The organism is Priestia sp. YIM B13551 (assembly GCF_042787905.1).
GTDB lineage: Bacteria > Bacillota > Bacilli > Bacillales > Bacillaceae_H > Priestia.
Genome location: NZ_JBHZOX010000013.1, coordinates 36,120 through 63,051, shown reverse-complemented (window position 1 = coordinate 63,051; position 26,932 = coordinate 36,120). Strand labels below are relative to the sequence as shown.

General features: G+C 33.0%; 28 protein-coding genes and 1 pseudogene. 19 read left to right on the top strand and 10 right to left on the bottom strand.

The window, feature by feature from the left end; genetic code table 11:
- Together ACFX4N_RS28445 and ACFX4N_RS28440 are read left to right on the top strand one after the other, a co-directional pair.
- Positions 1–393: pseudogene (locus ACFX4N_RS28445) on the top strand (M20/M25/M40 family metallo-hydrolase); the annotation flags it as partial.
- Positions 394–973: 580 nt separating this feature from the next.
- Entirely contained in the window at positions 974–1,390 is a 417-nt protein-coding gene (locus ACFX4N_RS28440; RefSeq protein ID WP_192101351.1) for a hypothetical protein, read from the top strand.
- Positions 1,391–1,578: 188 nt separating this feature from the next.
- Here the strand turns inward: ACFX4N_RS28440 and ACFX4N_RS28435 are convergent, their stop codons facing one another.
- Together ACFX4N_RS28435 and ACFX4N_RS28430 are read right to left on the bottom strand one after the other, a co-directional pair.
- Positions 1,579–1,734, bottom strand: a complete 156-nt coding sequence (locus tag ACFX4N_RS28435) for a hypothetical protein (protein WP_168797088.1) — start codon at positions 1,732–1,734, stop codon at positions 1,579–1,581.
- A gap of 222 nt (positions 1,735–1,956) precedes the next feature.
- Positions 1,957–2,433 (bottom strand): hypothetical protein, encoded by a 477-nt coding sequence (locus ACFX4N_RS28430; protein WP_192101350.1) that lies wholly within the window; start codon positions 2,431–2,433, stop codon positions 1,957–1,959.
- 182 nt (positions 2,434–2,615) lie between these two features.
- Here ACFX4N_RS28430 and ACFX4N_RS28425 point away from each other — a divergent pair, with 182 nt between their 5' ends.
- Positions 2,616–3,182, top strand: a complete 567-nt coding sequence (locus ACFX4N_RS28425; protein WP_192101349.1) for a CBO0543 family protein — start codon at positions 2,616–2,618, stop codon at positions 3,180–3,182.
- A gap of 440 nt (positions 3,183–3,622) precedes the next feature.
- Here the strand turns inward: ACFX4N_RS28425 and ACFX4N_RS28420 are convergent, their stop codons facing one another.
- Positions 3,623–3,967: a hypothetical protein gene (locus ACFX4N_RS28420; protein WP_192101348.1), complete on the bottom strand. Its 345-nt coding sequence runs from the start codon at positions 3,965–3,967 to the stop codon at positions 3,623–3,625.
- A 646-nt stretch (positions 3,968–4,613) separates the two neighbouring features.
- Between ACFX4N_RS28420 and ACFX4N_RS28415 the strand changes: the two genes are divergently transcribed.
- A complete protein-coding gene (locus ACFX4N_RS28415) occupies positions 4,614–4,856 on the top strand; it encodes a hypothetical protein (RefSeq protein ID WP_192101347.1) in 243 nt (80 codons plus the stop codon).
- 397 nt (positions 4,857–5,253) lie between these two features.
- Here ACFX4N_RS28415 and ACFX4N_RS28410 read toward each other — a convergent pair whose 3' ends face one another.
- Together ACFX4N_RS28410 and ACFX4N_RS28405 are read right to left on the bottom strand one after the other, a co-directional pair.
- Positions 5,254–6,456, bottom strand: coding sequence for an MFS transporter (locus ACFX4N_RS28410; protein ID WP_192101346.1), 1,203 nt, complete (start codon positions 6,454–6,456; stop codon positions 5,254–5,256).
- 98 nt (positions 6,457–6,554) lie between these two features.
- Complete coding sequence (locus ACFX4N_RS28405; RefSeq protein ID WP_098239578.1) at positions 6,555–7,001, bottom strand: MarR family transcriptional regulator; 447 nt, start codon at positions 6,999–7,001, stop codon at positions 6,555–6,557.
- A gap of 266 nt (positions 7,002–7,267) precedes the next feature.
- Here ACFX4N_RS28405 and ACFX4N_RS28400 point away from each other — a divergent pair, with 266 nt between their 5' ends.
- From ACFX4N_RS28400 to ACFX4N_RS28380, 5 genes are all read left to right on the top strand, one after another.
- Positions 7,268–8,164, top strand: coding sequence for a Vgb family protein (locus ACFX4N_RS28400; protein WP_116327379.1), 897 nt, complete (start codon positions 7,268–7,270; stop codon positions 8,162–8,164).
- A gap of 16 nt (positions 8,165–8,180) precedes the next feature.
- Positions 8,181–8,834 carry a Vat family streptogramin A O-acetyltransferase gene (locus tag ACFX4N_RS28395; RefSeq protein ID WP_377263533.1) on the top strand — a complete coding sequence of 218 codons (654 nt, stop codon included), beginning with the start codon at positions 8,181–8,183 and terminating at the stop codon, positions 8,832–8,834.
- A 126-nt stretch (positions 8,835–8,960) separates the two neighbouring features.
- The gene (locus ACFX4N_RS28390) at positions 8,961–9,347 is read left to right on the top strand and encodes a VOC family protein (protein ID WP_098239582.1); all 387 of its coding nucleotides are present in this window, start codon (positions 8,961–8,963) and stop codon (positions 9,345–9,347) included.
- A gap of 314 nt (positions 9,348–9,661) precedes the next feature.
- Positions 9,662–10,408, top strand: a complete 747-nt coding sequence (locus tag ACFX4N_RS28385) for an alpha/beta fold hydrolase (RefSeq protein ID WP_116327380.1) — start codon at positions 9,662–9,664, stop codon at positions 10,406–10,408.
- Positions 10,409–11,123: 715 nt separating this feature from the next.
- Entirely contained in the window at positions 11,124–11,978 is an 855-nt protein-coding gene (locus tag ACFX4N_RS28380; protein WP_192101344.1) for a hypothetical protein, read from the top strand.
- A gap of 221 nt (positions 11,979–12,199) precedes the next feature.
- Here the strand turns inward: ACFX4N_RS28380 and ACFX4N_RS28375 are convergent, their stop codons facing one another.
- On the bottom strand, positions 12,200–12,844 hold the full coding sequence (locus tag ACFX4N_RS28375) for an ImmA/IrrE family metallo-endopeptidase (RefSeq protein WP_192101343.1): 645 nt from the start codon (positions 12,842–12,844) through the stop codon (positions 12,200–12,202).
- Positions 12,845–13,434: 590 nt separating this feature from the next.
- Between ACFX4N_RS28375 and ACFX4N_RS28370 the strand changes: the two genes are divergently transcribed.
- Complete coding sequence (locus ACFX4N_RS28370) at positions 13,435–13,650, top strand: DUF6366 family protein (RefSeq protein ID WP_192101342.1); 216 nt, start codon at positions 13,435–13,437, stop codon at positions 13,648–13,650.
- Between the two features lie 94 nt (positions 13,651–13,744).
- Here the strand turns inward: ACFX4N_RS28370 and ACFX4N_RS28365 are convergent, their stop codons facing one another.
- Complete coding sequence (locus ACFX4N_RS28365; protein WP_241097508.1) at positions 13,745–13,936, bottom strand: hypothetical protein; 192 nt, start codon at positions 13,934–13,936, stop codon at positions 13,745–13,747.
- Positions 13,937–14,439: 503 nt separating this feature from the next.
- On the opposite strand from ACFX4N_RS28365, the gene ACFX4N_RS28360 reads away from it, so the two are divergent.
- The 4 genes from ACFX4N_RS28360 to ACFX4N_RS28345 all read left to right on the top strand — a co-directional run bounded on the left by ACFX4N_RS28360 (position 14,440) and on the right by ACFX4N_RS28345 (position 17,155).
- Entirely contained in the window at positions 14,440–15,189 is a 750-nt protein-coding gene (locus tag ACFX4N_RS28360; protein WP_192101340.1) for an SAM-dependent methyltransferase, read from the top strand.
- A gap of 338 nt (positions 15,190–15,527) precedes the next feature.
- On the top strand, positions 15,528–16,034 hold the full coding sequence (locus tag ACFX4N_RS28355) for a GNAT family N-acetyltransferase (RefSeq protein ID WP_192101339.1): 507 nt from the start codon (positions 15,528–15,530) through the stop codon (positions 16,032–16,034).
- Between the two features lie 230 nt (positions 16,035–16,264).
- Positions 16,265–16,804, top strand: a complete 540-nt coding sequence (locus ACFX4N_RS28350; protein ID WP_029325334.1) for a GNAT family N-acetyltransferase — start codon at positions 16,265–16,267, stop codon at positions 16,802–16,804.
- Between the two features lie 189 nt (positions 16,805–16,993).
- Positions 16,994–17,155 (top strand): hypothetical protein, encoded by a 162-nt coding sequence (locus ACFX4N_RS28345; RefSeq protein WP_171843214.1) that lies wholly within the window; start codon positions 16,994–16,996, stop codon positions 17,153–17,155.
- A gap of 70 nt (positions 17,156–17,225) precedes the next feature.
- Here ACFX4N_RS28345 and ACFX4N_RS28340 read toward each other — a convergent pair whose 3' ends face one another.
- Positions 17,226–17,537 carry a hypothetical protein gene (locus ACFX4N_RS28340; protein ID WP_192101337.1) on the bottom strand — a complete coding sequence of 104 codons (312 nt, stop codon included), beginning with the start codon at positions 17,535–17,537 and terminating at the stop codon, positions 17,226–17,228.
- 190 nt (positions 17,538–17,727) lie between these two features.
- Between ACFX4N_RS28340 and ACFX4N_RS28335 the strand changes: the two genes are divergently transcribed.
- Positions 17,728–18,129 carry a DUF4304 domain-containing protein gene (locus tag ACFX4N_RS28335; protein WP_192100824.1) on the top strand — a complete coding sequence of 134 codons (402 nt, stop codon included), beginning with the start codon at positions 17,728–17,730 and terminating at the stop codon, positions 18,127–18,129.
- Positions 18,130–18,315: 186 nt separating this feature from the next.
- Here ACFX4N_RS28335 and ACFX4N_RS28330 read toward each other — a convergent pair whose 3' ends face one another.
- A complete protein-coding gene (locus ACFX4N_RS28330) occupies positions 18,316–19,605 on the bottom strand; it encodes an MFS transporter (protein WP_199866527.1) in 1,290 nt (429 codons plus the stop codon).
- A 21-nt stretch (positions 19,606–19,626) separates the two neighbouring features.
- On the bottom strand, positions 19,627–21,285 hold the full coding sequence (locus ACFX4N_RS28325) for a glycoside hydrolase family 43 protein (RefSeq protein ID WP_192100825.1): 1,659 nt from the start codon (positions 21,283–21,285) through the stop codon (positions 19,627–19,629).
- A gap of 350 nt (positions 21,286–21,635) precedes the next feature.
- On the opposite strand from ACFX4N_RS28325, the gene ACFX4N_RS28320 reads away from it, so the two are divergent.
- From ACFX4N_RS28320 to ACFX4N_RS28305, 4 genes are all read left to right on the top strand, one after another.
- The gene (locus ACFX4N_RS28320) at positions 21,636–22,541 is read left to right on the top strand and encodes a helix-turn-helix domain-containing protein (RefSeq protein ID WP_192100826.1); all 906 of its coding nucleotides are present in this window, start codon (positions 21,636–21,638) and stop codon (positions 22,539–22,541) included.
- 1,184 nt (positions 22,542–23,725) lie between these two features.
- Positions 23,726–23,917, top strand: a complete 192-nt coding sequence (locus ACFX4N_RS28315; RefSeq protein WP_192100827.1) for an IDEAL domain-containing protein — start codon at positions 23,726–23,728, stop codon at positions 23,915–23,917.
- 644 nt (positions 23,918–24,561) lie between these two features.
- Positions 24,562–25,689 (top strand): spore germination protein, encoded by a 1,128-nt coding sequence (locus ACFX4N_RS28310; RefSeq protein WP_029325295.1) that lies wholly within the window; start codon positions 24,562–24,564, stop codon positions 25,687–25,689.
- Complete coding sequence (locus ACFX4N_RS28305; protein ID WP_098793733.1) at positions 25,673–26,884, top strand: Ger(x)C family spore germination protein; 1,212 nt, start codon at positions 25,673–25,675, stop codon at positions 26,882–26,884. Before ACFX4N_RS28310 ends, ACFX4N_RS28305 begins: the two co-directional genes overlap by 17 nt.
- Positions 26,885–26,932 lie beyond the last annotated feature (48 nt).

Genomic DNA, 26,932 nt, shown 5'->3' with positions numbered 1-26,932 from the left:
CCCTATTATCCAGCTGTTAGCTCACGTCACAATCTTTTCATTCAAGACGTAGTTTATAATATGGAAAAATATGCTTACGACAACCATTATGTTACTTTTAAGAAACAGAACTATTTTGGGGGAATTTCCGATCTTAGCTACGTAGGCTTAAAATATCCAGCAGAATCTATGAAGCCACTTACTACCAATATGCCATTATGGAATAACGGTTACTCTGTACCACTTGACGATTTGGAAAAATTTAATGTACCAGTTCTAAATGTGGGTCCTGTAGGAAGGGATGCTCATCAATGGACAGAACGTTTGGATATAGATTATGCATTTGAAACGCTATTAGATATGCTTCCTGTATGTATTCATAAATTATTAAATCCAGTATTAGAGCGAAAATAATTTATGTAAAGCTATACGCCCTATTTATTCAATAAAATGTTAGTCAATATAAGATATAGGAATGTTTATAAAGAATGGTTCCCCTATAAGTGGGGAATTGTTCTTCAATAGATTACCTACTGAATTCTTACTTAACATAATAGATTTTATCACCAGATGTAAAAAAAGAAAGCTACCCCATCGTTGCAGGACGGATAGCTTTTAGGGAATTTGTATGCTTCAATTCATAAAAAAGTCTGAATAATTGTACAACAAATTTATAAATAAGGCAATATAGGACAACCTTGAGCATATGTATAAAAGGTGCGCTTTTTATACATTCTCGTTTCTTTCAACTATTCAAAAAATGTAGTCATATCAACGATGTATAAAAAGTTGCATATTCCGGAAAAAGAATCCTTGGTGGAACCTTACTGCCCCAAGGGTTCTTTTGCTTTCTTGCTTCCTTGAAGAGTGTTTATGTAAACTAGCAATGTATATGACATTCATATTTAATGTCCATAAAAAAAGATAGTCTACTTTCATACCTTCTGTTAAATTAAAGAAATAAAGTCATAAAAAGTTACATAAGGGGAATTCAATGAAAAAGAAAAGTTATTTAAAATTATTAATCGTTTTTGTACTTTTAGGTGGAGGAGTATATTGGTACTACAATAGTATTGCCATTTGGGGTACATCTGCGAACGGAATGTGGAAAGCGACTTATAAAAAGAATCAAGATCAGTATGTTGAAAGGGGTTGGACAGGTAAGATCAAGCAGAAATCTGGAGATAAAGTGACTGTTGAGGATATAACTTTTACAGATAACAATAGGACCTTAATGTCAGTGGGGGATTTTGAAGAAGGCGAAGCAGAAGACGGAGAAGTTACAGTATTGTACCCATTCTCTGCTGAATTTTATGGGGGAGATGAACCCAAGAAGGGCCATATTTATAAAGTCCATGTTACTTGGAAGGATAAAGGGAAATCTCATACTGATAGCTTCCAACTTAAATAATTGAATTTACAAAGTTAAAACGTAGCAAAAAAGCCTTTAATACTTAATATAAAGGCTTTTTTGCTACCTAGAATTGGTATTATGGTAACTAATATAATGCTCAGGATAGGGGCAATTACTAGGGGAAAATAATCAATAAAAACACCGTTTATTTGAAACGGTGTAATAAAAATTTGTCCTAAAATAATTTAGCTTGGATCATTTTCATCTAAAGAGAGAGTAGTTACGTTAGTATATTCTCCTTTAGAAATTTCCTCTGGGGTTGCATCTTTTTGCAATTCATCTTCAGTATTCATTCCTTCTGCAATTGTGGGTTTATCAGTTGAGTTTTTTTGTTTTTTCATCTAGTACACTCCTTTCAGGTTTATTTTTCCCAACAATAAACCTTTCATCCTCTGGTTATAAATGAAAAAGCTTTTAAGCGCGCTACTTAGCATATGATTTCCGACAGTCTCTGTTATGTAAATTAGAAATACATATTCTATAAATCATTCTTTTCAACAACCTATTTCCTACATGAAAAAATCAAGATTTACTCTTTATCGTACGTAAGAGTGATGTTTGCTTTACGATTGGCTACGAACAATTTTCTTTTCTAGTTTACATGTCCATTTATAGTATCCCAATAAAATCATAAGAAGGATAGGATTGATAGCTGCTGAATACCACCAATCCCACCATCCATATCTAAAGTATCCCCAAGGTTCAGGAAGCAATGTAAGAACTTCATAAAGGACTAATGCTATATCCCAATAGAGTAAGTATATTATTTTTTTACTGAGTAAATTTCTATAAGGAAACCAATTCAAAAATATTATATTTACAGGAGGAATTAATATAGCATGGGCGGGAAATACCTTCCAATCCACACCTTTTGTAAAGTACCAGTAACCATGATATTTAAAATTCACATAAAGATCAAAAGTTAATTGAAATGCAGTTGTAAATATCCAAATATGGACTATTTGATTTGCTGTTACTCTTTTATTGACGATAAAAGCAATAAGATTAAAGGCAATAATTGCAATAATAAGTCCTATCATCACTAACTTCCTTTTTTTTATTAATTTTCTCCATATATATCAGTGTAATACCTCAATATGAAATTTTGGTTCCTCATTGGGAATGTTTTTTTAGGTAATAAAGAGCTACATAAAACAATAAGATGCTCAAATAATAAAATGGAAATTAAAGTGTTGTATATCATTATAAAGGGGATAAATCCATGGATAAAAGAATAGAGAATTTTTGGAGAGTCAGGTCCTTACAAGATAAACTAGCAGAATTAGATATAAAGTATTGGTTACACGATGAATTTTTAACAGGGAGCTGGTGGTTGCTTCTTGTTTTTCTTATTCTTCCTTGGATCATTTGGAGTATCTTTTTAAACCGTAAACAAATCCTTGAAACCTTATTGTTTGGTACCTTCATTATCATCATTACATTTCTTCTAGATCTTATTGGAATTACGTTTCGTTTCTGGGGGTACATTACGCAATTCCTGCCCATTTATCCTGGCGCTTTACCTTTTGATTTCAGCATGGTTCCAGTTACGTTCATGTTATTGTATCAATATTTTAGAACCTGGAAATCCTTTATTATTTCACTCATATGTATGGCTAGTGCATTTGCTTTTATTGGTGAACCTTTTTCTATATGGGCGCATCTTGTCATCTATATAAAATGGAAATATATATACTCTTTTATTTATTATATTGTAATTGGAATTATAGTAAGAGCTTGTGTTGAAAAATTAGTTGCTATCTCTAAGTCCCATCGATTATTACAGTAATGATTACTACCTTTAAAACATTCTTAAAGATAGTATCCTCATTCATATTAGTATCGAAATTAGGATATTATCTCTTAAATAAAAAAGATTAGCTGTAAGAAGCTAATCTTTTTTATTTAACTACCTAGAAAACCCATTATGTAACTAAAGATGTATATCATATACGGCTTAAAAACAGAAAAAACTCCACAGGCGAGCAGGAGTTTTTTCTGTTGAGAATTCAAATAAGAAAAGTGGTAGATGCCTCACGGCGTCTTGGGTAGTTTGCTCAAATTGCTATTAATTATTCATTTTACAAATATTTCAAAAAAGAGAAACAATCTTCTTCGTCTGTCACTCTTTTTTATTCAATCTAGCTTACTATTTTACCTATATGAATGAAATGAAACATAAAATATATTTCACTCCTTGTAAAGTGCTTTATAAGTCATATTAATTAATCATTGCAAACTTTTATTTTTGACCTTAATAAATTTATTTATAAGAGGTTTTTTTTCTATACAAACTATATGTCCTATACTTTGTTCCCAATTGATTGTACATATAAAATCAGCGAAGGAACTATTAATAATTTTCAAACGTAAATTTGTTGTTAATGGTTCATTATGAGCAAACGATGTTAGAAACTCTAAAGCTTTTGGTTGATCATTTATGTGAACAATGTTTAATAGATCCAATGGGATATTAAATATAGAATGGGCTTGTTTAGAACTAGCTAAAATTGAACCTTTACTATTTATTCTAAAATAAGAAAATGGAAAAAATTCAAGCATATTGTCTTTCACATTAGGCATCTCCTGAAAGTATGTAATTCAAATCATAATTTATAAAGAAGAAAATCATTCCAAATTGGGAGGTGGATTGTTTTTCTTCTCAAAGAATTTACAATGTATTAAAGATATATAAGAAATATATCTTTAATACTCATGATTATTTTATCAAAAAAATTATCGGATTTGGAAGTGTTAAATATTTCTTTTATTTTACTTCTGATAACGCTGATTATGTTAAGTAATTTTGTTTAGTGTATATAGATTATAAAGCCTAACCTAACACTTGAATTTTGTTAAAATGTAATTATAAGGAAAGTGAGGGCTTTTAAATGATTAAACTCAAGAATTATATTATAAAAAACCCCCCATTGGCTCCTGGGATATCATTCCTCATGATATTTGGAGGTCAATTCATTTTATGGTACATGAGAGAAGATATTTTTTATACTTTTCATTTAACACTGGGAATTCTAGGCTTGTTTATGATCATAGCAAGTTTATTAATAAAAAAGAAAAAGCAGGAAAGTAAAAAGAGCATCTAACAGTATTATTAGATGCTCTTTTTGATGCTTAGAAATTACATTATGGTAACTAAGTTTTTTCACCTAAACTATTACTTTAATGTTATTTTTAGTGATAGGGAGAGGGAGAGTGAGATATGAATTTCAAAAAGAGCCAGCCTTATATTGATTTGACAATAAGGAATTGGGATAACACAGAGTTTGGCAGTACATTGAGGGAAATGTGTGAAGGAGCTAGAGAGTATGAAAATGATCAAGTTGAAGTCCATCAAGTAGTAAATTTAGGGAAACGTAAAGGAGAATGGCATTACTTAATTATCTTAAATATCAGTCAAGATTTAGATAATTTAGGAGCACTTGTAGAAAGTAATTATAGGTAATCAAAGCCCCTTTATTCTATGTAGGATAAAGGCGCTTTGGTTCCTGTAATACGTTTTATGTTAACAAAAAATATGTAGCATATACATCTTAAAAATAGGAAAAACTACTGGCTCATCAGGGGCCAGTAGTTTTTCCTGTGACATAATTAGAAGTTAGTCTTGATGCTTTTATACATCAGGAGTAGTTTGCTCAGGTGATTAATAATTTATTTATTAAAAAGAAAAGCCTACTGGTACGAATGAATCAGTAGGCTTTTCTCGTGCTATATTGTCAACTCGAAACAATGAGGATTTCCAAAGTGATGCTTCACAGCATCTTGGGTAGTTTATTCAAAGCCTAGATTGCCAACTTATAGTTACATATTATCTGCTTTCGAACAACTTTAAAAGTTGATTTTTATTGAATATAACCATGCTGTTTTGATAAAACGAGAGCAGATATACCAATCAATACCACACCCATGATAGCTGGAGTAGTGTGGCTAACTAGTGAATACAACTGTCCCCCAATAATCGGTCCAATGAATCGGGCTAGAGATTGAATGCTTTGAGCTCCCCCTAGTATATGGCCTTGTTCGCTGTCACTAACTGATTTTGAAAGCATGCCATTAAATGATGGACCAAAGATAGAATCACCGAAGCCAAAGAAAATCATCCCGATGATAAAGACTAGATAAAAAGCTGTAAATGCTGAAACAGCAATAAAGATAAAACCTATAATTTGACTTATCATGCCTAAAAGAGCAATTTTTTTATCTGTCAAAAATTTAAGTAATCGTGGCATAATAATTGCTTGTGAGAAGATATCAAGTACTCCTATTATTGAAAATGTCAGACCAATAAGTACAGGCTGCCATGCAAATGTATCTATTGAAAATTGAGAGAAAATAGCTTGTAGTGACCCATTAGGAATCCAAATTAGGAATCCAGCAATTAGTAGCCATTTAACAGATTTAAATGAAAAAACCTTTGATAGTTGTATAAATGGATTAAGATGTTTAACAGAGATACTAGAAGAGCGCTTAGACTTTTCAAGACTCTCAGGCATAAAAAAATAGCCATATATGGCATTAAGCAATGTGATAACCGTGCCAGCATACATAGGGACACTGTTTCCGGAAGTTGCAAGTGCACCCCCAATTATAGGGCCAAGAGCAGTGCCGACCCCAACAACAGCACTAATCCAACCAAAGTATTTAGTGCGTTCACTCGAAGGCGTGATATCTGCAAAGTAAGCAAAAATCGCAGAGATTTCGCCACCAGTCAAACCTTCTATGGTACGACCAAGGAAGAGAATCCAAAGTGCCCCTCCAAGTCCAAAAATAAAATAACCAAGGGCAGAACCGAGTAGGCTAATAAGTAATATCGGACGACGACCATATCTGTCACTTAACGCACCTAAGACTGGTGCAGCCAAGAATACAGAAAGTGCGTATATAGAGGTAAGCAATGTTACTGCAGTAGCCTGACTGTTGGGGTTACTGGTATAAGTTTTTACTAAAAAAGGCAAAACAGGACTAACTATAGTCAATCCCAGACCAGTTAAGAAGACAGAGATAAGCCCAAACGTTAGGGCATGTTTATTTATTGAAGTATCCATAATAGTTCTCCTTTAAATTATTGTTGACGAGGAAACAAATATAGTTTACTCTTTTATTGTTTCCTCGTCAACAATAAATCGACATAAAAAAACACCACTTACTCAGTGATATTTTTCAAATGATGTCTGTATCGACCAATGAAACGAAAAATAGTGTCAAATTCTTCATCGCTCATGTGCTTAAATACTTCTTTATCACGTTTAAGAAACGACTGATGTAATTCTTGATGGACATAATTTATTTTTTGCCCACTAGTTGTTAATCGGAAATATATCTCCTTTTTATTTTCAGCATTTTGATAACTCTCAATAATATTTTTAGCTATAAGCTTCTTGGTAAGCTTGCTTATAGCACCTCGAGTCATGTAGCTTGCAGCCGCCAGTTTTGTTACGTTTGCATTCGGGATTAGAGCGATATTTTCGATTAATTCTATTTCATTCAACGTATAGCCTTTTAAAGCCGATTCTAGTTCTGGTTTATTACGCCAGATTATTTCATTGCATAGATCCATAAGTTCACTCATTAACTGCTGTCTTTTATCCATAATGGCTCCTCCCTAATTTGTATACAGTATAACGAGGTTTTGTTTCTTTCGCAACAAAACGTAATAAAATACTTTCAGTTTAACGAAGACATCTTGAGCCGATGTGTCTTGAAAGGGAATCGCACGGTTCTTAGGGGAGTCAGGGGCAGTGATGCCCCTCGCTTACCCGACCTAATTAACTTTGCTCGTCGTATAAAAAAGCTTCTTTGACAGGAATCTAATTATTTCATAACGAATTACTAAAAAGAAAAAAAGGGGGAATTTAATTGATTGTAAAAATCAAAGAATACGAATTACCTCATGCAGACTCCGGGCCTTATGGAATTACCTTGGGAAAAGACGGCGCACTTTGGTTTACCCAACACAAAACCAATCAAATTGGGCGAATGACTGTAGAGGGTAAGGTGAAGCATTTCAATATCCCTACTATTAATGCCGGGGCACTATCCATTATTTCTACAACTCAGGGTGACATTTGGTTTACGGAAAATAAGGCTAATAAAATTGGAAAACTGACAATAACAGGAGAGATTATCGAATATGTTTTACCTAACCCAGATTCAGCGCCTTTTGGAATAACTGAAGGGCACAACGGAGACATTTGGTTCACAGAAATGAATGGAAATAGAATAGGACGAATATTATCATCAGGTGAAATAATCGAGTATGATCTACCGCATCCTGCTTCCTACCCTTCTTTTATTGTGGCAGGTTCTGATAAAGCTTTATGGTTTACTCTAAATCAAAGTAATCAAATAGGGCGTATCACGTTAGAAGGAGGAGTAACTACGTATCAGTTACCTACAGAACAAGCTGGTCCTGTAGGGATTACAAATGGGCCCGATGATGCACTTTGGTTTGTAGAAATTAACGGCAATAATATTGGCAGAATTACCACTTCTGGAGTTATAAATGAGTATTCTATTCCTACCCTGAATGCTCGTCCACATGCAATTATAACAGGTCCTGATAAAGCTTTATGGTTTACTGAATGGGGAAGCAATCAAATAGGACGTATTACCGTGAACGGAGAAATTACGGAATATCCTATTCCTACAGCAAATGCAGAGCCGCATGGTATTGTAGTCGGATCTGATAAAGCCTTATGGTTCGCAGAGGAATGTAATAAGTTAGGTCGATTGAGTTTTGTCCAAAAACCATGAGAGGCAGTGAATACTTATGGAATCGACTAAAGCACACAGCCCAGATCCTACAGATAAATATCCAATTAAAGGAAATAACGTTGTGCAATTCATTAAAAATACAATTACTAGGCCAAATATTATCGTAGGTGACTATTCTTATTACGATGCGAGAAGGGGAGAATCCTTTGAAGATCAAGTATTGTATCATTATGAGTTCTTTGGTGATCGACTTGTTATAGGGAAGTTTTGTGCCATTGCCCCCGGCGTAACATTTATTATGAATGGAGCGAATCATAGGATGGATGGCTTCTCAGCTTATCCATTCAATATCTTTGGGCAAGGTTGGGAAAAACATACACCAACGCTAGATCAATTGCCGTTTAAGGGAGATTCGATAATTGGAAATGATGTCTGGGTTGGAATGGACACAGTCATTATGCCCGGAATTAATATAGGTGACGGTGCCATTGTAGCAGCCAAGTCAGTTATTACAAAGGATGTGGAACCCTACACGATTGTTGGAGGAAATCCTGCACAGAAAATCAGAGAACGTTTCCCAGAACAAATTATTAATAGATTATTAGAGATTAAATGGTGGGATTTAAATATCGATATTATTTCTGCACATATTGATGTAATAGTTAATGGAGACATAGAAAAGCTAGAAAAATTGAAAACTCACGATTAAGAAAGGACAATTATAATTATCTATAACTTCTATTAGGTTAACTAAAAATGTGCAGGGTACACGGGTGAGAAAGCACGAAGGTCTTTTGATAAATAAAGAGAATTATATCATGAGGAGGAGATTGAATTGAAGCTGCTACAAATCAGACTATTAGTTAATGATTTTAAAAGGAGTACTGAATTCTATAAAGATTTATTAGGAATTCCAATAAGTTGGTATGAGGAAGAAATGGAGTATGCACTTTTCAATAATGGGGAAACGAAAATTGAGCTTTTATCTCAAAAGGCCATGACAGAAGTAATTGGAAAGGAAAACAAGTCTTTAGATAGAGAATCCCCATCAAACTTTTTGCTTCAATTTGAAGTAGAAGACGTTGATAAGACCTATGATTATTTAAGAGAAAATGGGATTGAATTTGTTACTGAACCACACGATCGTAAAGAATGGAGATCGCGTATTGCACATTTTCGGGATCCAGATAATAATCTTATTGAAATATATAAAATGCTGTAATTAATCAGGAAATTTTCATACTCATTATAGCTCTGTTTCGATTTATTCAAACGGAGTTATTTGTGCTATTACCGATAATAAACATTATGGTATCTAAGAATAAATACTATATACAACTTAGGAACATACAATGGACAGAATCCATAAAGGGTTTTTTATAAATGAGACGAAGTAAATTATTTGAATGGCGATAAGTCGATGTCAAGGTGATTGGTTCTTTAAAATAAAGATACCCTACTACCACTTTTGAACAATGAATAAAATTTCATTCGACAATAAAATAATATTAAATTGTAATGGGTGGAGGAATTTCAATGGATTTGTATTACGAAGTTAATGGGCATGGCCATCCTGTTGTTCTCCTAACTGGTGGTGCTGATGTAAGGAACTGGACATTTATGGTACCTCTTTTAGCAAAACACTATAAGGTGGTTGCTTGTGATGGACGTGGGACGGGGAAATCACCGGTTCCTTTAGAAGATGTCAACCCTGTTAAAGATTTGCTGTCACTACTTGATCATCTAGAAATCAGCCAGGCAACGCTTATCGGTCACTCAATGGGTGGCCAAATTGCTACTGAATTCGCTCTGAATTATCCTGAAAGGGTTTCAAAACTTGTTTTGCTTGCGCCTGGATTATCTGGGTTTACCTATTCCAAAGAATTTGAAGAGAACATGAAGAAGATTCATCAAGCTGCCCCAGATATAGATAAGATGGTTGAGCTTTTGCTCAGCGATCCATCGTATCGTGTTCTAACGATGAGTCCCCACCGGGGTTTAATGGTTCAAATGCTCAAGCACCATATGAATCGAATGTTTGAATGGCCAGCCGTTAAATTGATTTGGCAGCAACCATTGGCAATCGAAAGATTAGGAGAATTGACGACTAAAACATTGTTGATAATTGGTAAGGAGGATTCACCTGATAACCTTCGTGTTGCTGATTACTTTCGAAAGCACTCAGATGCTCACATCATAGAAATTCCAGGTGCTGACCATATGGTCAATCTCACCCATCCTGAGAGATTGTATCATCACATTAATGATTTTATGAAGGAATGAAATGTTAGAAAGTATCCCTGAAATGGTACATGAAACGAGAAGACCGATGTTTTTAATAATCGTAACAGAAAAGAACTAATTTGTTTCATGAAGAAGAATTAATTGATTAAATAATTAAAAGGTGTGCTAATTTACCAAGGGACACCTTTTTTTGTTTCCTAGAAGCTACATTATGTGAACTAACTTTATGTAGTACCTCCATCTAGAAAAAAATGTTATAATTTCAATAAGTAGGAATTTATTCAAAGGAGATATATTAGCTAAGGGGGATTTATTTTGAAAGGATATACAGTTTTCATTGTTAGCTTTATAGCGTTACTGTTCGTATTTCAGATTCTTTCAGGTCTATTTCTTACACTTACATATGAGCCTGAAATGTCAGGTAGTTTTAATTCAACGATTAGTACTGTTGGAAATGAATCGGTCAACTGTACATTTTTAACTTCTATTATAGCAGCCACTATTTCATTTATAACCTCAAAATTGTTGTTAAAGACAATTAATAAATAAAAATCCCTCTTCAATTAAAGAGGGATTTTTATTTATCTTATACATCATTAATACCGATAATATTGATTATGGTAATTAAGATTGCATGTGATACTAACCCTCATTTACAAAAAATACCCAAATAGTGGTGTTTAACTGCCTCTATAATATACGTAATACTTTTGGAAACACTAATTGTAATATCTTTTAAAGGTGGCATATTACAATGAAAATGACACTAATTATTTTATTGATCTTTGGAGGGATGAATTTTTCTTCAATACTTGTGCATGCGGAACAAATTCAGGGGCCATCTCTAATGAAAATGGTTGAAAATTTCAAGCCGCCTAATGCAATTCTTATAAAAGCTGACAGACCTTCATCCGCAAAACCAATTCAATTTTATGACTTTAACCATGATGGACAAAAGGAACTCATTATTACCTATGAAATTAAAGCAAAAGAGCAACCCTCTCCTTCTCAATTTGGAGTAATGATATTAAAAAAAGAAAGGGATGGAAATTGGAGAAAGCTATTTAATGACCAAGTTCAAGGAGTAGATTTAGACTTTTCAGGACTAGCTGATATTACAGGGAATGGTGTGAAGGACTACTTATGGGGAGTTACAATTGGAGCAGCAGCAGGAAGTCAACTTAAAGTTATTCATTGGGATGATACATCCTTCAAAGAAATTGAAGACGAACCATACCATAAAATAGATCTAGTAAAAGGGAACCAAAAGGTTGGTATTGCAACTTGGCATATGTACATTGGTGATAGTTATCTTGTAGATGTATTAAAATGGAATGGTGAAAAACTAGTTTATAATCAAGAATTATATTCTACATATTATCCTATTATTGAAAAGTTTTATAAAAATAAAATTAGAAAATTGGATGCTTGGTATTACTGGTATTGCCTTGCAGATGCTCAAATAAAAGCGAATTTATTTGATGAGGCTTCTAAATCCATAAAAAAAGGGAAATTATTAGCTAAGAAATTATCAATGCTGGAAGTGGTTCGAGATTTTAACAATTTAAGTAAGGTATTAGAAAATAAGAAAAATACAACAGGACGTTAATTTAAATAAATACACTTAATTTTATTATTACTTCATCTAGAATGCTGGAAGAAAGCCAGATAATCATGTCTAAAATACAGGAGAACCCAGTGATAAAGGGTTCTCCTATATTTAGTTCTAATAATTGATATTAAGCCATCTAAAGAGAAGTTATGTTAAGTGAATTTTGATATGTATATGAACAACGAAAGAAAATGACCGTTTATTATTTACTCTTCTAATCATTTAATTTGGCTTTTAAGTCCATATTCTATGGCAAACCACTCTGCAAAGCGCTCGCGTTGTTTATCATTTTTATGTTTGATATCATGAAATTGATTTTCAACATGATGTCCTAGTTCATGAAAAAGCACATCTTTTAGATAAAAGGATTGAATTGATTTCTTATCGAACTTTAAAACCCAACCATTATTTTCTTCAATCCACCTAGTACCATGTCTTTCATACTCAATACAAATAGAAGGTTTTGGTTTAGTCTTATAATGTAAACACATCGTTTTTGGAAATGGAAATAGATATATTACCTTATAAAAATCATTGTAAGAGGCGAAGCGAAATTCATTACAATTAAGTTGTTTTTTGGAACCACTGCATAAAAATATTCCTTTTAAGCCTGTTAAGTAATGTGAGGGAATATTATTAATTATTTTCCGTATTCGTTCTTGATTAGCAGGGTGAAAAGCTTCTGGATGCGGCTTATGGGTTCGATACAGTATTCCTTCTTCTTTATCAAGCAACCTTTCGGATTCTTTTGTAATTCTATATATTTCAGTATCATAAGGTGAATATTCAGCTTGATTGGTAAGTTTATTTTCGCTCCAAGGACCACTTCTTAATCCGTTTGCCAATCCTTTTACTCTTCGCATCTTTATTCCCCCTTTCTTTACATAAAAATTAACATGGCCTTTATTTGATAGGTAATTCTATACAAAATAAGTAAACCCCTTTTTAAGGGTTTACCTATTTTGTACCTAGAAGAGTGTTTATGTAAACTAGCACTGTATATGATATACAACTTATATAATTCTTGTTTCGAGTTTTTTCACTGTCAGTAAATAGATAGGCAATGAAAGTAGGAATGGTAGTATCGATCCTGACACTTGAGATAGAGAACCATTAGGATAATAAGAAACAGTATGTAGCATCAACCAACTAACGTTAAATACATTTCCTACTTCATAAAAGAAAAACGTACTAACTAAATACGCAAGCGTTCCTAAAATTTTTATCTTCAAATCATCATCTCCATAACTTTACTTTATTCCTGATTATATATCATTTGTAAGTTACTGGAGGTGTTTTAAGAAAAAAAAGCTCTTCATATCATATCTATATAAGCTAGAAGAGCTTTTTTGTTCCGATAATCGTGATTATGTTAAGTATAGCTATATGTAATATACAGTTATCCATGACTTTACCATAATATGTTAGAATTGTAGTAAACGGTGGTGGGACAATGAGCAATGGTAAAGAAAATCCAGAAAGAATGAGAGAAAATTTAAAACAAGAAGAAATAAAAAGAAATCCAACTGGAAATCTTAATGACGCTTTCAATCGAAATGAAGCTGGAAACCTTTCTGCTTTAGCAGGTAGCTTAGGATGGAAAGGTCTTGGTGTACTCATTCTTATAATTGTTATAGGCTTCATAGTGGCATCTATATTTTTAAGGTGATATAAACGTTTTCTAAAAGAGGAACAGCTGATTAGCTGTTCCTCTTTTAGATTAGTACCGATAAATCACATTATGTAAATTACAACTGTATTCTTTATAGACCTGATATTCCAAACGCAATAGCAATAAATAAAAATAGTACAATTGCTATTGTAGTAACGGTTAGTACGATCTTTTTCCATGCATTTTTAGGACTTAAAAATGCAAAAATTAATGTCAAAGCTAATCCAACCAATAACCATGTATTAATGGTTGTTGATGAGTAATTATTATTTGTAGGAACCATGAAATAAAAGCCAAAAGTCAAAATTAAAAAAGCAAATGAAATTTTACTAAAATGTTTTCTCAATGTGTTATGCCTCGCTTGCTTAATAGTTTATATGAGTTCTAAATAAGTATTCTTAATGATCCTGATGTTACCAGAAAATACATATTTGAACAAGGGAATCATAACTACCGATAAATAGTTTTATGTTAACTAGCTATACGCTGTCCACCTTGACCATTTAATTATGGCACAGCGAGGAAGGGTTTCTCCAAATTTTAAGGAATTAATTATCAGTAGTAATAAACTTAACAAGGTATCTAGAGTTGTGTAATAGATGGTAAATCAAATTAATTATTATATAGACGATAAAGCAAAAAGTGAAAGAATTTATTAATTATTGTCGCATGTAAATGCAGATATAGATATTTATTTTAAAAGGGGCTGGGACTATGAGTGTTTCTATCCTAAATAACTTAATGAGAAAAATAAGTATCTAAAAAGAACAAAGGGGAGTTCAATCAATGGACAAGAATAAATTCTCAGCAATTGCCCATAGTGAACATTTATTTAGTAACCCGATAAGTGAAACTAAAATCAATAGGATTATAGATTTTCTTCAGTTAGAATCTCATGCAAGAGTGTTAGATATCGGGGCTGGGAAGTGTGAACTGTTAATACGTTTAGTTGAAAAGTATGGTATTGGAGCGACAGCCGTAGAGTTATATGAAGGTTCTATTTTAGAGGCAAAGCAACGGGCCAAAAAAAGAATCTCTGAAGGGAAAATCACGTACATTGTAAAAGATGCCAAAAATGTGGTAAGTGAATACGTCGATCATTTTGATGTAGGAGTTTGTGTGGGTTCTACTCATGCTTTGGGGAGCTTAGAATTAACGTTACAAGCTCTAAAAAGAAATGTAAAAAAGGGCGGCTTTATTCTAATAGGAGAAGGATACTGGAAGAAGAAACCTAATCAGGAGTATTTAGATGCACTTGGTGGCGCAGAAGAGTCAGAATTAAAAAAACACCATGAGAATGTTTTTATGGGAGAAAGTATGGGCCTAGTGCCGATTTGGTCAGTTGTTGCAAGTGACGATGATTGGGATGAATATGAAGGATTATATGCTATGTCTATGGAAAAATATTGTTATGAAAACCCGAACGACCCTGATTGTAACAGTATGTTAAATAAAATTAGGTCATGGAAACGTACTTACCTTACATGGGGTAGAGATACTTTAGGATTTGGTCTCTATCTTTTTCAAAATCAATAAATTTTAACGGAACCTGAAATCACTTCCATTATGGAACAGGGAATTTCAGGTTTTATATTTTCTGTAATCCACATTATGATAACTACCTACTTGTACGTTATACATATTTCTTTCATCAACTAACAAGCCAAAATATTTGAAGAAGGAATTAAAAAATATAAACAGAAATAAGCATTTATTATTAATATGGTTAATTACGGAAAATAAAGGCCGGATATGATTAATCACCTGATAAAAAATTACACCTACCATGTATGGTCTCTAAAACAATATTATTGAATATTAAAGTCATTTAATTTATTTAATAAAGATTATTTAATAAGAAAGGTGAACTAAATATGAAACTTGAAACTAATCGACTAATACTGAAAACCGTTGATCTTAATCTAATCGAGGCGGCAGCCCAACGTAATACACAAGCAATCGAAGCTTTAGGATACAAAACCAACGGCGAATGGCCCGGCCATGATTTTTTTGAAGCTTTACCTTACTTTCGAGAGCTCCTTCTTAAAAACAATGGTACTAAAGGATTTGACTCATGGATTATTGTGTCGAAGAACCACAATGAAATAGTTGGAGGCATTGGATTTTTTGGAGACCCAGATCCAAATGGTATGATTGAAATCGGTTTTGCTACTAATAAAAGCCACTGCCGCAAAGGTTATTGTTTTGAAGCCGCCCAAAAATTATTAGAGTGGGCCTCAAGTCAAGATTCAGTTAAATGTATTCGTGCTAGATGTGATCCTGACAATATCGCTTCTAAAAAAGTATTAACGAAATTGGGATTCCAAATTGACTATAGAGATACAGAATTGATTTATTGGAAATATCGTAGGGTCATATAATAGTCTCATTATTAATGACATATTTGATTAATCGTTAGAAGAAGTTAAGGTAGATTCAAAGAAATATAAAAAATTTTCATACGTTACTTCAAAGTTCTTTAAAAGGTAATGTTTTTTTACGTGAATATAGAAAACACAGTATGAAGAAGATTAACTAAGCATAAATGATGAAGAAGGATATCTAAGAACACTACGGAATGATAGTATACCTGTATGTTAGAGGTGGATGGATGAAACTAAGAGTAGCAAAAAAAGAAGAACATAAATTTACTGAAAGTTTTGTATATGAGATATTCAAAAACACCAGTTACTCAGACGGAATAGTTGAAAAAGCTTTAGTAAAAGAGATTCGAGAAAAACAATATTATATTCCTCAGCTTGATTTGGTTGTTGAGGAAGGTGGAGAAATTATAGGACACCTTATCCTTTCAAAACTACCAATCAGTGCTAAGTACGAAGATGAAATATTGATGTTATCACCTGTTTCAGTAGCCATCGATAAACAGCAACAAGGTGTTGGTGCGTATATGATACAAGAAGGTATTAGATTAGCTATTGAAATGGACTATAAGGGAATTATTGTGGAAGGAGATTATCGATACTATCGACGTTTCGGATTTAGAACTTCAACTGAATTTGATATACATGCGTCCAGTAAAAATCCTCCACCTTCTAAGGAGAATTTGATGGTTATGGTATTATGTGAAAAGAGGATAAAGAACATTTCAGGAGAAGTAGATTATTCAATTTATAATGCATTAGCACATTGAAAACATTACGTTTTTTATGAGTTCTCATATCAGAAGAATTCCATTAGAAAAGAGAAGAGTTTTTCTTCTCTTTTTTATTTATTCCTATAAGCCGTATTATGTTAACTGGAAATGAATATTGTATTCATTCACTTTTCTATCTTTCTAATGTGATAAAATGTAATTATAAGGAAAAAAGGAGATGAGGAAATGGAATTTATTATGACTTTATTCGTTTTTCTTTTTCTGCTTGCGATTAGTTCAACCTTAAATATACTTTTGAAAATGACAGATAAAAAAGACTGGATCATCTCTTTGTTATTAAGCACTGTTTTATCAATCACAATAGTTGCAGTTTTAGGGGCAACATAAAGATAAGAAGCTGTAGGAACTACTTGTTCCCACGGCTTCTTATCTTTATGTTTATATATATTTATTAGATTTAACTAACTTCTACTTCCATGTAACGTATGCCAAAAAAGGTGTAATATGTAACGCGATAATTTTCAATTGATTTTCGCTCTACGGTGTTCCACTGATGTCCATTCGATTTAGCTTGGTAACTCTGCACCATAAATTTGTCCATTGGTCTAAGTGACCATTTTCGGAAATCTCCTTCAAGTTGTTCTACCTTTTTTTCTTCTTCTGACGAACTCAAATCCTCTGCTTCATTACTTATTATTCGTGGTATACCAATAGCCAAAATAGTAATAATTCCAATGATAATGCTCCAATTCAACAAGCGTTTTTTCATCTTGGATATTTCTCCCTTTTTATTTCATTATATTATATCTGTTGGTATACCACTAATACATTATTCTAATTAAACTCGTAATCGTTTGTTGTTAGATTTCTTCCTAGAATGTTGATTATGTGAACTAGAAATTGTATGGTACGTGGGATTTATTAAAGCTATTATAAAGAAAAAAGTAAGGAGTGTTAAAGTGTCTATTGAAAGAGATAATATGATAAATTCCTTAAAAAAAAATGTCATTCCTACTATGAGAAATCGTGGTTTTAAGGGTTCTTTTCCTCACTTTTATCGGAAATTAGAGGATCGTGTTGATCTATTAATGTTTCAATTTAGCGCTTGGGGTGGAGTTTTTTATATAGAGGTTTCTAAATGTTCTCCAGAAGGTCATACAGATGTATCTGAAACGTTTCACACACCTAACAAGGTAAAAGTCTATAACATTGATATAGAACATAGACAAAGGTTAGGAAAAGACTTATACGGAATGTTTGAGTTTAATAAAGATAATACGGAATTAATTTCATTGGCTGTAAGAGATGCATTGAAAGAAGCTGAAGAATGGTGGGATTCTTCAGCTAATTGGTGGGTTTAACAAACTAAATTGATTAAGTACCGATAAACTACATTAGGGTGACTAAAAATGTATACATTAAGAGATGGTGTTACAAAACTAATATAAGCTTTTATGTCTGTCGATTGCAATAAAGACAAGAATTTTGCTACGATGCATTCATCTCTCAAAAGAAATGTACTTTCTTTAAAAAGCAGTATACACAAATTACCTAGATACAGATTTAATTGAAAGAATCAATATTCCTCCGATTATGGAGAAAGCAAAGGACATTATAAAAATTGATGAAAACCCTAATGCTGAAATCATAAATGCTGCGATAATCGGGGCAATAGCTTGAGTTGTAGTATTCCCTAAATTGTAAATTCCTAAGAAAAAACCAACGCGTTCCTTATCAGGAATAACTTTTAAATTCAAAAGGTTATCTAAAGAATTCCATATACCCATTCCAAAACCAGCCATAAAAGCATAAATAATCATACCCATATTATTTTGTAAAAAGAAAATGCTTAGTGCGCCAATTCCTACTAAAATAGTAGATAAACCTACTGGTAATTTTAATATTTTGAGCTTATCTGAAATCGGCCCAGCAATAACCCCCATGATAACACCAAATATTAACATAATTATATTAATTAATTGTATAGACTGTTGTGTAGCAGATGTATCTTTGTGTAGAAAATCTGTCATTATATATAATAAATAACCTGTAACAGCAAAGTTTCCAACCCCTTGAAAAATCTTTCCGATCAAAGCCAAATAATAATCCCGACCAATAGACCACTTTGGAAAAACTTTCAATAACTCTTTTACAGAAAATTCCCTCTTTTTTGTTGATATTAATATATTCTCGTCCAAATTTGATGGTTCCCGGACAATAAATGCTGCAATCAATGTTCCCACGAATGTTATAATGCCAAAAATAATAAAACCCAAACGGTATTGCCCTAAAAAAATGGCTGCTAAAATTGTAAAAGCATTGTTGCCAAGCGCCATGCCTAAACCACCATAAGCAGATGAAGCTGTTCCTTTACCATTTTCAGGTGCTAAATCTAACCAAGCAACCATTGGTGCTACAATGAAGTTCAAAGCAACTTGTCCCAGCGCCCAACTTGTTAGCAATAAAGGAATAGTAGTACTCATTGAGGCAAAAATCATTGCTAACATAAATACAAATGCTCCGGAAACTAGCCAAGGCGTTCGTTTTCCAAAACGTGACTTTGTACGGTCAGAAAGATAGCCAGCAATCATATTAGAAATGGCCGCGGTAACCATCCCTACTGAGGAAAATAACGCCACTAATGTAATTTTGTTATCAGCATCCAAATGCTGAATTAAAGCCGGTAAAAATAAACTTGAAGTTGCAATATAGGGTCCAAGCCAGGAGGCTGGCCCGATAATTAATCCTGGCACTAAACGTTTTAATGATATAGTATTCTTGTGGAAATTAGTTGTTTCAGTTGTTTCGGTTGTATTTTTTAGTGGCATAGTACTCATGTAAAACTTCCTCTCTGGAAACTAATAATTTTTTACTGAATAGTAATCAAAATCTGCAAATGAATCATGCTGATGAGAATCAACCGAGCCTATAAAATTAAACAACCCTGTAAATCCACCAATTTCACCTGGTTCCCCATTAACGCCTTCATCAGATAAATAAAGAACATCGATATTATCTATAAATACTTGCCAATTCATATTTTCACTCAAACGATAGAAGATATCTGCAATACCTGAATTGTAGACAAGCTTCAACTCAACTACACCTTCAGGTATCGCAATATTATTATGAACAAATTCGATGCGTTCTCCTATTTTAGCCTGTAGTAAACTTAAAACTATGCCACCAAATGATTCTGAGTGAGTTAAGTGGGCATAAACCCAATTATTTGAATCATAGTAAAGTCCTATCCCCGCAGTTTCTGAGTAATGATCTGGATAAAATTCGACTTTAGTTTGAAGTTCATAATTAAATGATGTCGCACTTGTTGCCATAATAGACGGATTTATTTGCGAAAAGAAAGAGTTCTCGCCGTGAATACGTAAATATCCTGAACGCTCAATCGTATTCACCCAATCAACATCTTGATTTCGATAAGGAGTCATAAAATGTATGCTATATTTTTCGTTATTAAAATCATCAAATATATCATGAGGTAATTTAGTGGATAAGTTAACTCCATCCATACCCTCAACTTCCATCTTTGCTAGATTTGATCCATCTTTCATTTCCAGCCAACCGTCCTCCGTCCACTTCATTTTTTGAATAGACGTTTCGCGTCCTAATGGATTTAAGAGAGTTCCTTCAATTGGGCGTGACATTAGATGAGCAATATACCATTCGCCTGTTTGTGTTTGAACTAATGAACCATGGCCTGCTTTTTGCATAGGTGAATTTGGATTATACATTTCAAAATGCCCCGCATCTGGATTACCAAGTGAAAATAGATGTCGTGGTGAAGATGTAATAATCGGTTCTCCTGATGGATGCGGTTCATATGGCCCAAAAATACTTTCCGAACGTCCAATTTCTACACCATGTGCATATCCTGTTCCACCAGCAGCTATAATAAGATAGTAATACCCATTATATTTATATATTTGTGGTGCTTCAGCACACCCACGACTGGTAAACCCTTGGGTCACTCGGTGCCATCTCCCGATAATCCCCCCATTATCTAAATCAACCTCGGCGATTACAATATGTCCAGGTGCTTGATACCCTTGACGTGTTTCCCATTCAAGTATGGAGATGTAATGCTTTCCATCGTCATCATGAAAAATAGCTGGGTCGAAACCTATTGATGTAATATAAATTGGATCTGACCAAGGTCCATTTATATCTTCTGCCCACATTGCATATGAGTCTGCGTTAAATTCACGACCTGCCATATTTACCATGTTAGAAAATGCTAACCAGTATCTATTGGTGGTAGAATCATAGGATAAGTGTGGCGCCCAGATACCAGCTGGTGTATTTGTACCACGTAAATTTACTTCACCGTTTTTTAATCCGTAACTAATTAGCTCCCAATTTGCTAAATCCGTAGATTTAAAAATTTGTATACCGGGGTTCCAATGAAAAGTCGATGTTGCAATATAATATATCTCATTGACCCGAATAATTGATGGATCTGGCGCCATTCCAGGAATTACAGGGTTTTTAATTACTGTCATTTCTCTACTTCCTTTCTTTGCTAACATTTCTTTAAACTTAATTCCTTATATGAGTAAGGCGTTCTGTTTTAGCTGACTCGAAATTTACTTTAGAATACTTCCAATATCTTTTTTCTACATTTACCCTTTTATAATTTTAAGTAGATAAGAAAGTAATGATGAAATAGCATTTGATAACGCTTTCTTTATTTATTATAATAAGTTTACTATCCCAACTAATACTGATATTTCAACATTCCAGCTAAAGACGTAAGCGTTTTCTTTAATCTGTTTCTATTATAAGATTAATCTGCTTTAAAAAGCGATTGTATTATCAAGGTTAAATTTACCCAAATCAAAGGAGATAAAAAATGGAAAACACTATCGAGTTTAATAATGCCCAACTACTTCCATTTATTGATTGGAATATACGCTTTTTTGGTGCACATATGCAGACGGTTTCTAAGGATTGGTCTGCATCAACAGAATTTCATCATGCTTTTGAGATATTATTTGTCTTAGAAGGTAGCCAGGAAACTATCCTTGAAAAGGAAACTTATTTCCTGAACAAAGGTGATCTTATCCTTATACCTCCAGGTTTTTATCATACCAATCGATGTATATCTAATGATGGAATGACTTATTTTTGTGCTCATTTCGATATAGACGAGCCTTCTTTACGTATGGAAATGTTGAAAAACTGCGACTTAATTTATTCAACGTCTTCTCCTTTTTATCAAAGATTAAGAGAAACAATTAATAAATGGATTAACATGTTAGATCTCACAGAATATAATTCCATAAAGTATAAACTCAGAGTGCAAATTGTATTATTTGAATTGTTGGAAATTTTTTCTGACATCATATCACAAAACCAAAGAGAACAATTGCAACAATCTATAACCACTACAAAATATGCAAAAGCAATTGCAGATGCTATAAGATCTAACTTTAAAAAAAGTTATTTATATTTAGATTTGGGTTTAGATAAGGAGGAAACTGATAATAACGTTCATATACAACCAATTATTGCTTCACTGGGTATAAGTCCAAATTATGGATTAGAGATCTTCCAAAGGGTATATCATATGTCTCCAAGGAAATATCTTTCCGACCTAAAATTACAGGAAGCTAAAATTTTAATTCAACAACCCGACATTTCTATAAATGAAATTGCGAGTCGTCTTGGTTATAAAAACCTTTCCCATTTTAGCAGACAATTTAAAAGGTGGACTGGTTTAAGTCCTACAGAATTTCGAAAAAATTCTCTTTTATAAATGAACTTTTCTAATGTTTAACAATGACTCATAACTCCGTATACTGGAAATTAGCTCTTTCTTTTAGAATAGGCATACTTCCTTTTTCTAAAAAAGATTGTAGCAATAAACAATAGAGAAAAGGAGCATGGAAAGTTCACTCTTTTTGAGCTTTCCATGCCCCTTTCGTTATTTGTTAAAGTAAATCTGAAAATTAACTTTTAGTAATGTAGGTTTTCATAATTATACTTAATGGTGACAAATGATAATTCTTACTTTTTTCATTATATACCACTCTATCTTCTACTTCCCTTTTAAGAAATCGTTATATTTATGATGACCTAATAGAAATATAATAAGCATTTAATGTTAATATATTTTTAATAAGTTAAATTAAGTCAAAAACACAAAATCAACGTATTTTATATAAAGAAGTAAATACATAAACTAACTTATAAAAATAATAGTTTTACTATTTACTCACGATGACGACAAATATGGCCTTTTTCTACATGGTATGTAATAGTTAACATTATTTTTGATAAAATACGTTAAACATTACTTTTCATAATAAGATTAAATTACTTTTATATAAAAATCACTATATCTTTTAGATTTATATCATTTTTTATAAAACTATACGATCTATATATTACAATCAGAAAAACTGCGTATTTGTCGTCATTTTGAGTAAATAATAAAACTATTATTTTTATAAGTTAGTTTATACATTTACTTCTTTATATAAAATACAATGATTATGTATTTAAAGTTAAAAATATTTTACTAAAAATATATAAACATTAAGTGTTTTTGAATTTTATGTGGAAGTTAGAAGGAATAAATCGATTTTCTAAAAGGAAAGTAGAAGATAGATTGGTATATGATAAAAGGCGAAAGTCTCTATTTTTCGTAAATAAGTGTAATTAATAAAACATTAATCTTTAAAAGCTAATTTTTATCCTTTCTCTAATAAATAAAATTAATTGTTAATCACCATTATTTCTCATTAATCAATTAGTTATTAATTATGTGGTCATATCTTTTTTTTCTAATTGAAGAAATATGAAAAATATCTAAAAGGAATATAGGAACGTAATCATGCATATTACTCTATATCTCACTTCATCTATCAACCTTGCATAAAAAAAGGGCAAAAGGGAATACTGTTTGCAAAAGAGAAAAGATAAAGGGGTTGACGTTTTATGGAAAATAATGTACTTAACGGAATGGAGCGAGTTGATCCAAATTTACGTGATGAAATGTTGGCTGAATTGTTTTTGGACGAAATGATGAATAACTTCAAAAGAAGTAAAATCCTCGAGGAAATTGATCATTCCTTAAAGAATAAAGAAGCTTTTTTACATTTAACAGAGAAATTAAAATCTGTATCTTAATAAAAACAATATAATATAGAAGAAACTCGTCAAAAGAAGCCTTTGCTCAACATGAGCAAAGGCTTCTTTTCATAAATTTCTCCTATATTCAAATCAGATTAACTTCCCTTTGTATAAGAAATAAAGAGAAGAATAATACTACCTGGTAAATAAAAGAATTTCCCATGGAGTAAATAACGATATTTTAAGGGTGTTTGTGTCTAGACCCTCCTTAATATAAAGATAAATAGGGTGATTAGTGTGTGGAAATATATGGTTTCCTATCTTCCAGAGTGGCAAGTTTTTGTGCAAGCGTTAATGGCATTTTTCATCCCATATATAATCTCCAGATTGTTTAATTAGACTCGTACTTCAGAGGAAGAGTGATGAAAATGAAAACAAACAAGAATCTGTATCTAAAAATTTAGCTAATCCATTTACACGTGATTTCAATTCAAATGTAAAGGAAGTTAGAAAAGAAATTGGTCATAACTCTGACGTTCATTTTAGGGAGTTTATTATAGGACGTGCCGGCATTCGAGCATCATTGTCTTAGTTGAAGGACTATCAGATAAAGATCTTATTGATAAACATATTTTGTCATCATTGATGACTGATTTTTCAGCAGAATCCCAATTGAAACAGCCTTACGAAAAGGGTAGCTTATGATGAAAGGAAGTGAACTGTGGGTAATGATCAATTCAAACGATCGTATTACTACACCTCAAGCAACTGTGGTTGTTATCAATTTTATACTTGGAACAGGAATTCTTACCTTGCCCCGAACAGTTGCGGAACAAGTAAAAACACCAGATGTTTGGTTAAGTGTTATTTTAGGCGGAATAATTGCCATGATAGCAGGAGTAATTATGGTGAAATTAAGTCAACACTTCCCTGAAAAAACCTTTTATCAATACAGCCAAGAAATTGTAGGGAAATGGATGGGCAAGTTATTTAGTTTCTTCATAATAGGTTATTTTTTAGTACTTGGTGGGTTTCATGCTCGTTCATTGGCAGAAGTAACAGGATATCTATTGCTGGAAGGAACCCCTAAATGGGCTATTATTATGCCCTTTATGTGGGCAAGTCTCTACCTAATCAGAGGAGGGATAAATCCAATTGCTCGTCTATTTGAGATTATATTACCTATTACGGTTATTCTTTTTTTACTTGTTGCCTTTATGAGTATCAAAATATTTGAAGTAGACAATCTGCGCCCAGTACTAGGTTCAGGTGTCACACCGGTGCTAAAAGGCATAAAAACAACTGCTCTTGCATTCACGGGTCCTGAAATCATGTTAATCATTTTAGCTTTTATGAAAGAACCACACAAAGCAGGAAAAGCTGTACTAGTTGGAATTACTATTCCTTTATTTATTTATGTAATTACTGTTGTAATGGTGATCGGAGCGTTCTCAGTGGATGGAGTGGTTACGAGAACGTGGCCTACGCTTGATTTAATAAGAAGTTATGAATTAACTGGGTTAATATTTGAACGCTTTGATTCCTTGCTGCTGGTGGTATGGATTATGCAAATGTTTACTTCTTTTACTGTTAACCATTACGCTGCTTCATTAGGACTATCTCAACTTTTCCAAAAGAACATTCATCCATTTATGTATGGCGTGCTTCCCGTTATTTATCTTATTTCCATGATCCCCAAAAACATCAATGATGTATTTAAAGTAGGGGATATGGTTGGCAACGCTGCCTTGGTTTTATTTGGCTTTTTGCCGTTGCTTCTTCTCATCATTTCAAAAGTAAAGGGGAGAAAGTATGAAACAAACCTCTAATCACGTACAGTTCTTATTGGTTTTACTTTCTGTTTTTTTGCTCGTTCCTCTGGCGGGCTGCTGGAGTAGTCATGAAATTGAAGAAAGAAGTTTAGGGGTAGGTGTGGCGCTTGATAAGGGGAAGGAGTCCATGATTGAAAAAGAATTTGATGAACAAGGAGGGGGATATGCGAGAAAGAACCTAATTACGTCAACCTATCAACTTATCACCCCACAAGTGGCAAGTTCAACCACTAAACAAGGAGGTCCTCAACAGAAATCTTATGTGAATGTGTCTGAAACAGGAGATTCTGCTTTTCAAATGCTTCGTGAATTATCTTTAAGAAGTGATACTCCTTTAACTAGTCCCCATATGAAAGTGATGGTTATCGGTGAGGCCCTTGCACGATCGTATAGTTTGGAACAATTAGTGGATCAAAGTCTTCGTGACAATGATTTTAGACCAAGTTGTCTGATGTTTATTAGTAAAGGGAGAGCAAGCGACACACTCGAATCAAAAACAGCAGGAGTGATCCCAGCATTTCGTTTGTCTGCAATGGTGGAAAATGCCTATCGAACAACGAGAATTTTACCTCCTATGTCGCTTATTAAACTAGAGAGCCAGATCCAATCACGGTCTAGTTTTCTGTTGCAAAATGTAGTATCAGCAAATGGAGAAATCAAATTTGCGGGTGCAGGTATAATTAAAGGAAAAACAAACAAAATGATTGGTTTTTTGAATGAGGAAGAACTGGATGGTCTGACTTGGATCATAGGTAAAGGAAAAGGTGGCCTAGTAAAAGACTTTGATAAAAATACCGGTCAGCTGATCGTATATGAAATAGAGTCTATGAAAAGTCACATTCAACCCCATGTGAAAGGAAATAATATCTCTTTTGATGTACACATTGAATCAGTGGGAAGGCTATCTGAAAGTTGGATGACCTCAGGGGGCACTTTTAACAATCAATTTTTGCAGAACGCACAAAAAACTTCAGAAAAAAAAGTAAAGCATCTGGTAAGAAACGTACTAGAAAAAATGCAAAAAGAATATCAAGTCGATGTTGCGGGTTTCGGAAATCGATTGAGAATTAAGCATCCTAGAGTATGGATGAGGGTTAAAGAGAATTGGGATCAAACATTTAGTGGAGTTCCGATTAACTACGATGTGAAATTAATGATTAAAGATTATGGAGCGTCAGGATCAACGAAGTAAGCTTTCAAGTTTAACTTTGCTTATTTTGATGTCAAAAATGAAAGAAAG

Bases quoted from the DNA above. Each gene is read 5' to 3' on its own strand.
- ACFX4N_RS28345 (WP_171843214.1), top strand. From the start codon at position 16,994: ATGGAATTTATTATGACTTTATTCGTTTTTCTTTTTCTGCTTGCGATT.
- ACFX4N_RS28380 (WP_192101344.1), top strand. From the start codon at position 11,124: ATGAAAATGACACTAATTATTTTATTGATCTTTGGAGGGATGAATTTT.
- ACFX4N_RS28365 (WP_241097508.1), bottom strand. From the start codon at position 13,936: ATGGTTCCTACAAATAATAATTACTCATCAACAACCATTAATACATGG.
- ACFX4N_RS28440 (WP_192101351.1), top strand. From the start codon at position 974: ATGAAAAAGAAAAGTTATTTAAAATTATTAATCGTTTTTGTACTTTTA.
- ACFX4N_RS28435 (WP_168797088.1), bottom strand. From the start codon at position 1,734: ATGAAAAAACAAAAAAACTCAACTGATAAACCCACAATTGCAGAAGGA.
- ACFX4N_RS28425 (WP_192101349.1), top strand. From the start codon at position 2,616: ATGGATAAAAGAATAGAGAATTTTTGGAGAGTCAGGTCCTTACAAGAT.
- ACFX4N_RS28375 (WP_192101343.1), bottom strand. From the start codon at position 12,844: ATGCGAAGAGTAAAAGGATTGGCAAACGGATTAAGAAGTGGTCCTTGG.
- ACFX4N_RS28360 (WP_192101340.1), top strand. From the start codon at position 14,440: ATGGACAAGAATAAATTCTCAGCAATTGCCCATAGTGAACATTTATTT.
- ACFX4N_RS28305 (WP_098793733.1), top strand. From the start codon at position 25,673: ATGAAACAAACCTCTAATCACGTACAGTTCTTATTGGTTTTACTTTCT.
- ACFX4N_RS28355 (WP_192101339.1), top strand. From the start codon at position 15,528: ATGAAACTTGAAACTAATCGACTAATACTGAAAACCGTTGATCTTAAT.
- ACFX4N_RS28405 (WP_098239578.1), bottom strand. From the start codon at position 7,001: ATGGATAAAAGACAGCAGTTAATGAGTGAACTTATGGATCTATGCAAT.
- ACFX4N_RS28370 (WP_192101342.1), top strand. From the start codon at position 13,435: ATGAGCAATGGTAAAGAAAATCCAGAAAGAATGAGAGAAAATTTAAAA.
- ACFX4N_RS28395 (WP_377263533.1), top strand. From the start codon at position 8,181: ATGGAATCGACTAAAGCACACAGCCCAGATCCTACAGATAAATATCCA.
- ACFX4N_RS28430 (WP_192101350.1), bottom strand. From the start codon at position 2,433: ATGATAGGACTTATTATTGCAATTATTGCCTTTAATCTTATTGCTTTT.
- ACFX4N_RS28340 (WP_192101337.1), bottom strand. From the start codon at position 17,537: ATGAAAAAACGCTTGTTGAATTGGAGCATTATCATTGGAATTATTACT.
- ACFX4N_RS28320 (WP_192100826.1), top strand. From the start codon at position 21,636: ATGGAAAACACTATCGAGTTTAATAATGCCCAACTACTTCCATTTATT.
- ACFX4N_RS28310 (WP_029325295.1), top strand. From the start codon at position 24,562: ATGATGAAAGGAAGTGAACTGTGGGTAATGATCAATTCAAACGATCGT.
- ACFX4N_RS28410 (WP_192101346.1), bottom strand. From the start codon at position 6,456: ATGGATACTTCAATAAATAAACATGCCCTAACGTTTGGGCTTATCTCT.
- ACFX4N_RS28415 (WP_192101347.1), top strand. From the start codon at position 4,614: ATGAATTTCAAAAAGAGCCAGCCTTATATTGATTTGACAATAAGGAAT.
- ACFX4N_RS28325 (WP_192100825.1), bottom strand. From the start codon at position 21,285: ATGACAGTAATTAAAAACCCTGTAATTCCTGGAATGGCGCCAGATCCA.
- ACFX4N_RS28350 (WP_029325334.1), top strand. From the start codon at position 16,265: ATGAAACTAAGAGTAGCAAAAAAAGAAGAACATAAATTTACTGAAAGT.
- ACFX4N_RS28315 (WP_192100827.1), top strand. From the start codon at position 23,726: ATGGAAAATAATGTACTTAACGGAATGGAGCGAGTTGATCCAAATTTA.
- ACFX4N_RS28330 (WP_199866527.1), bottom strand. From the start codon at position 19,605: ATGAGTACTATGCCACTAAAAAATACAACCGAAACAACTGAAACAACT.
- ACFX4N_RS28385 (WP_116327380.1), top strand. From the start codon at position 9,662: ATGGATTTGTATTACGAAGTTAATGGGCATGGCCATCCTGTTGTTCTC.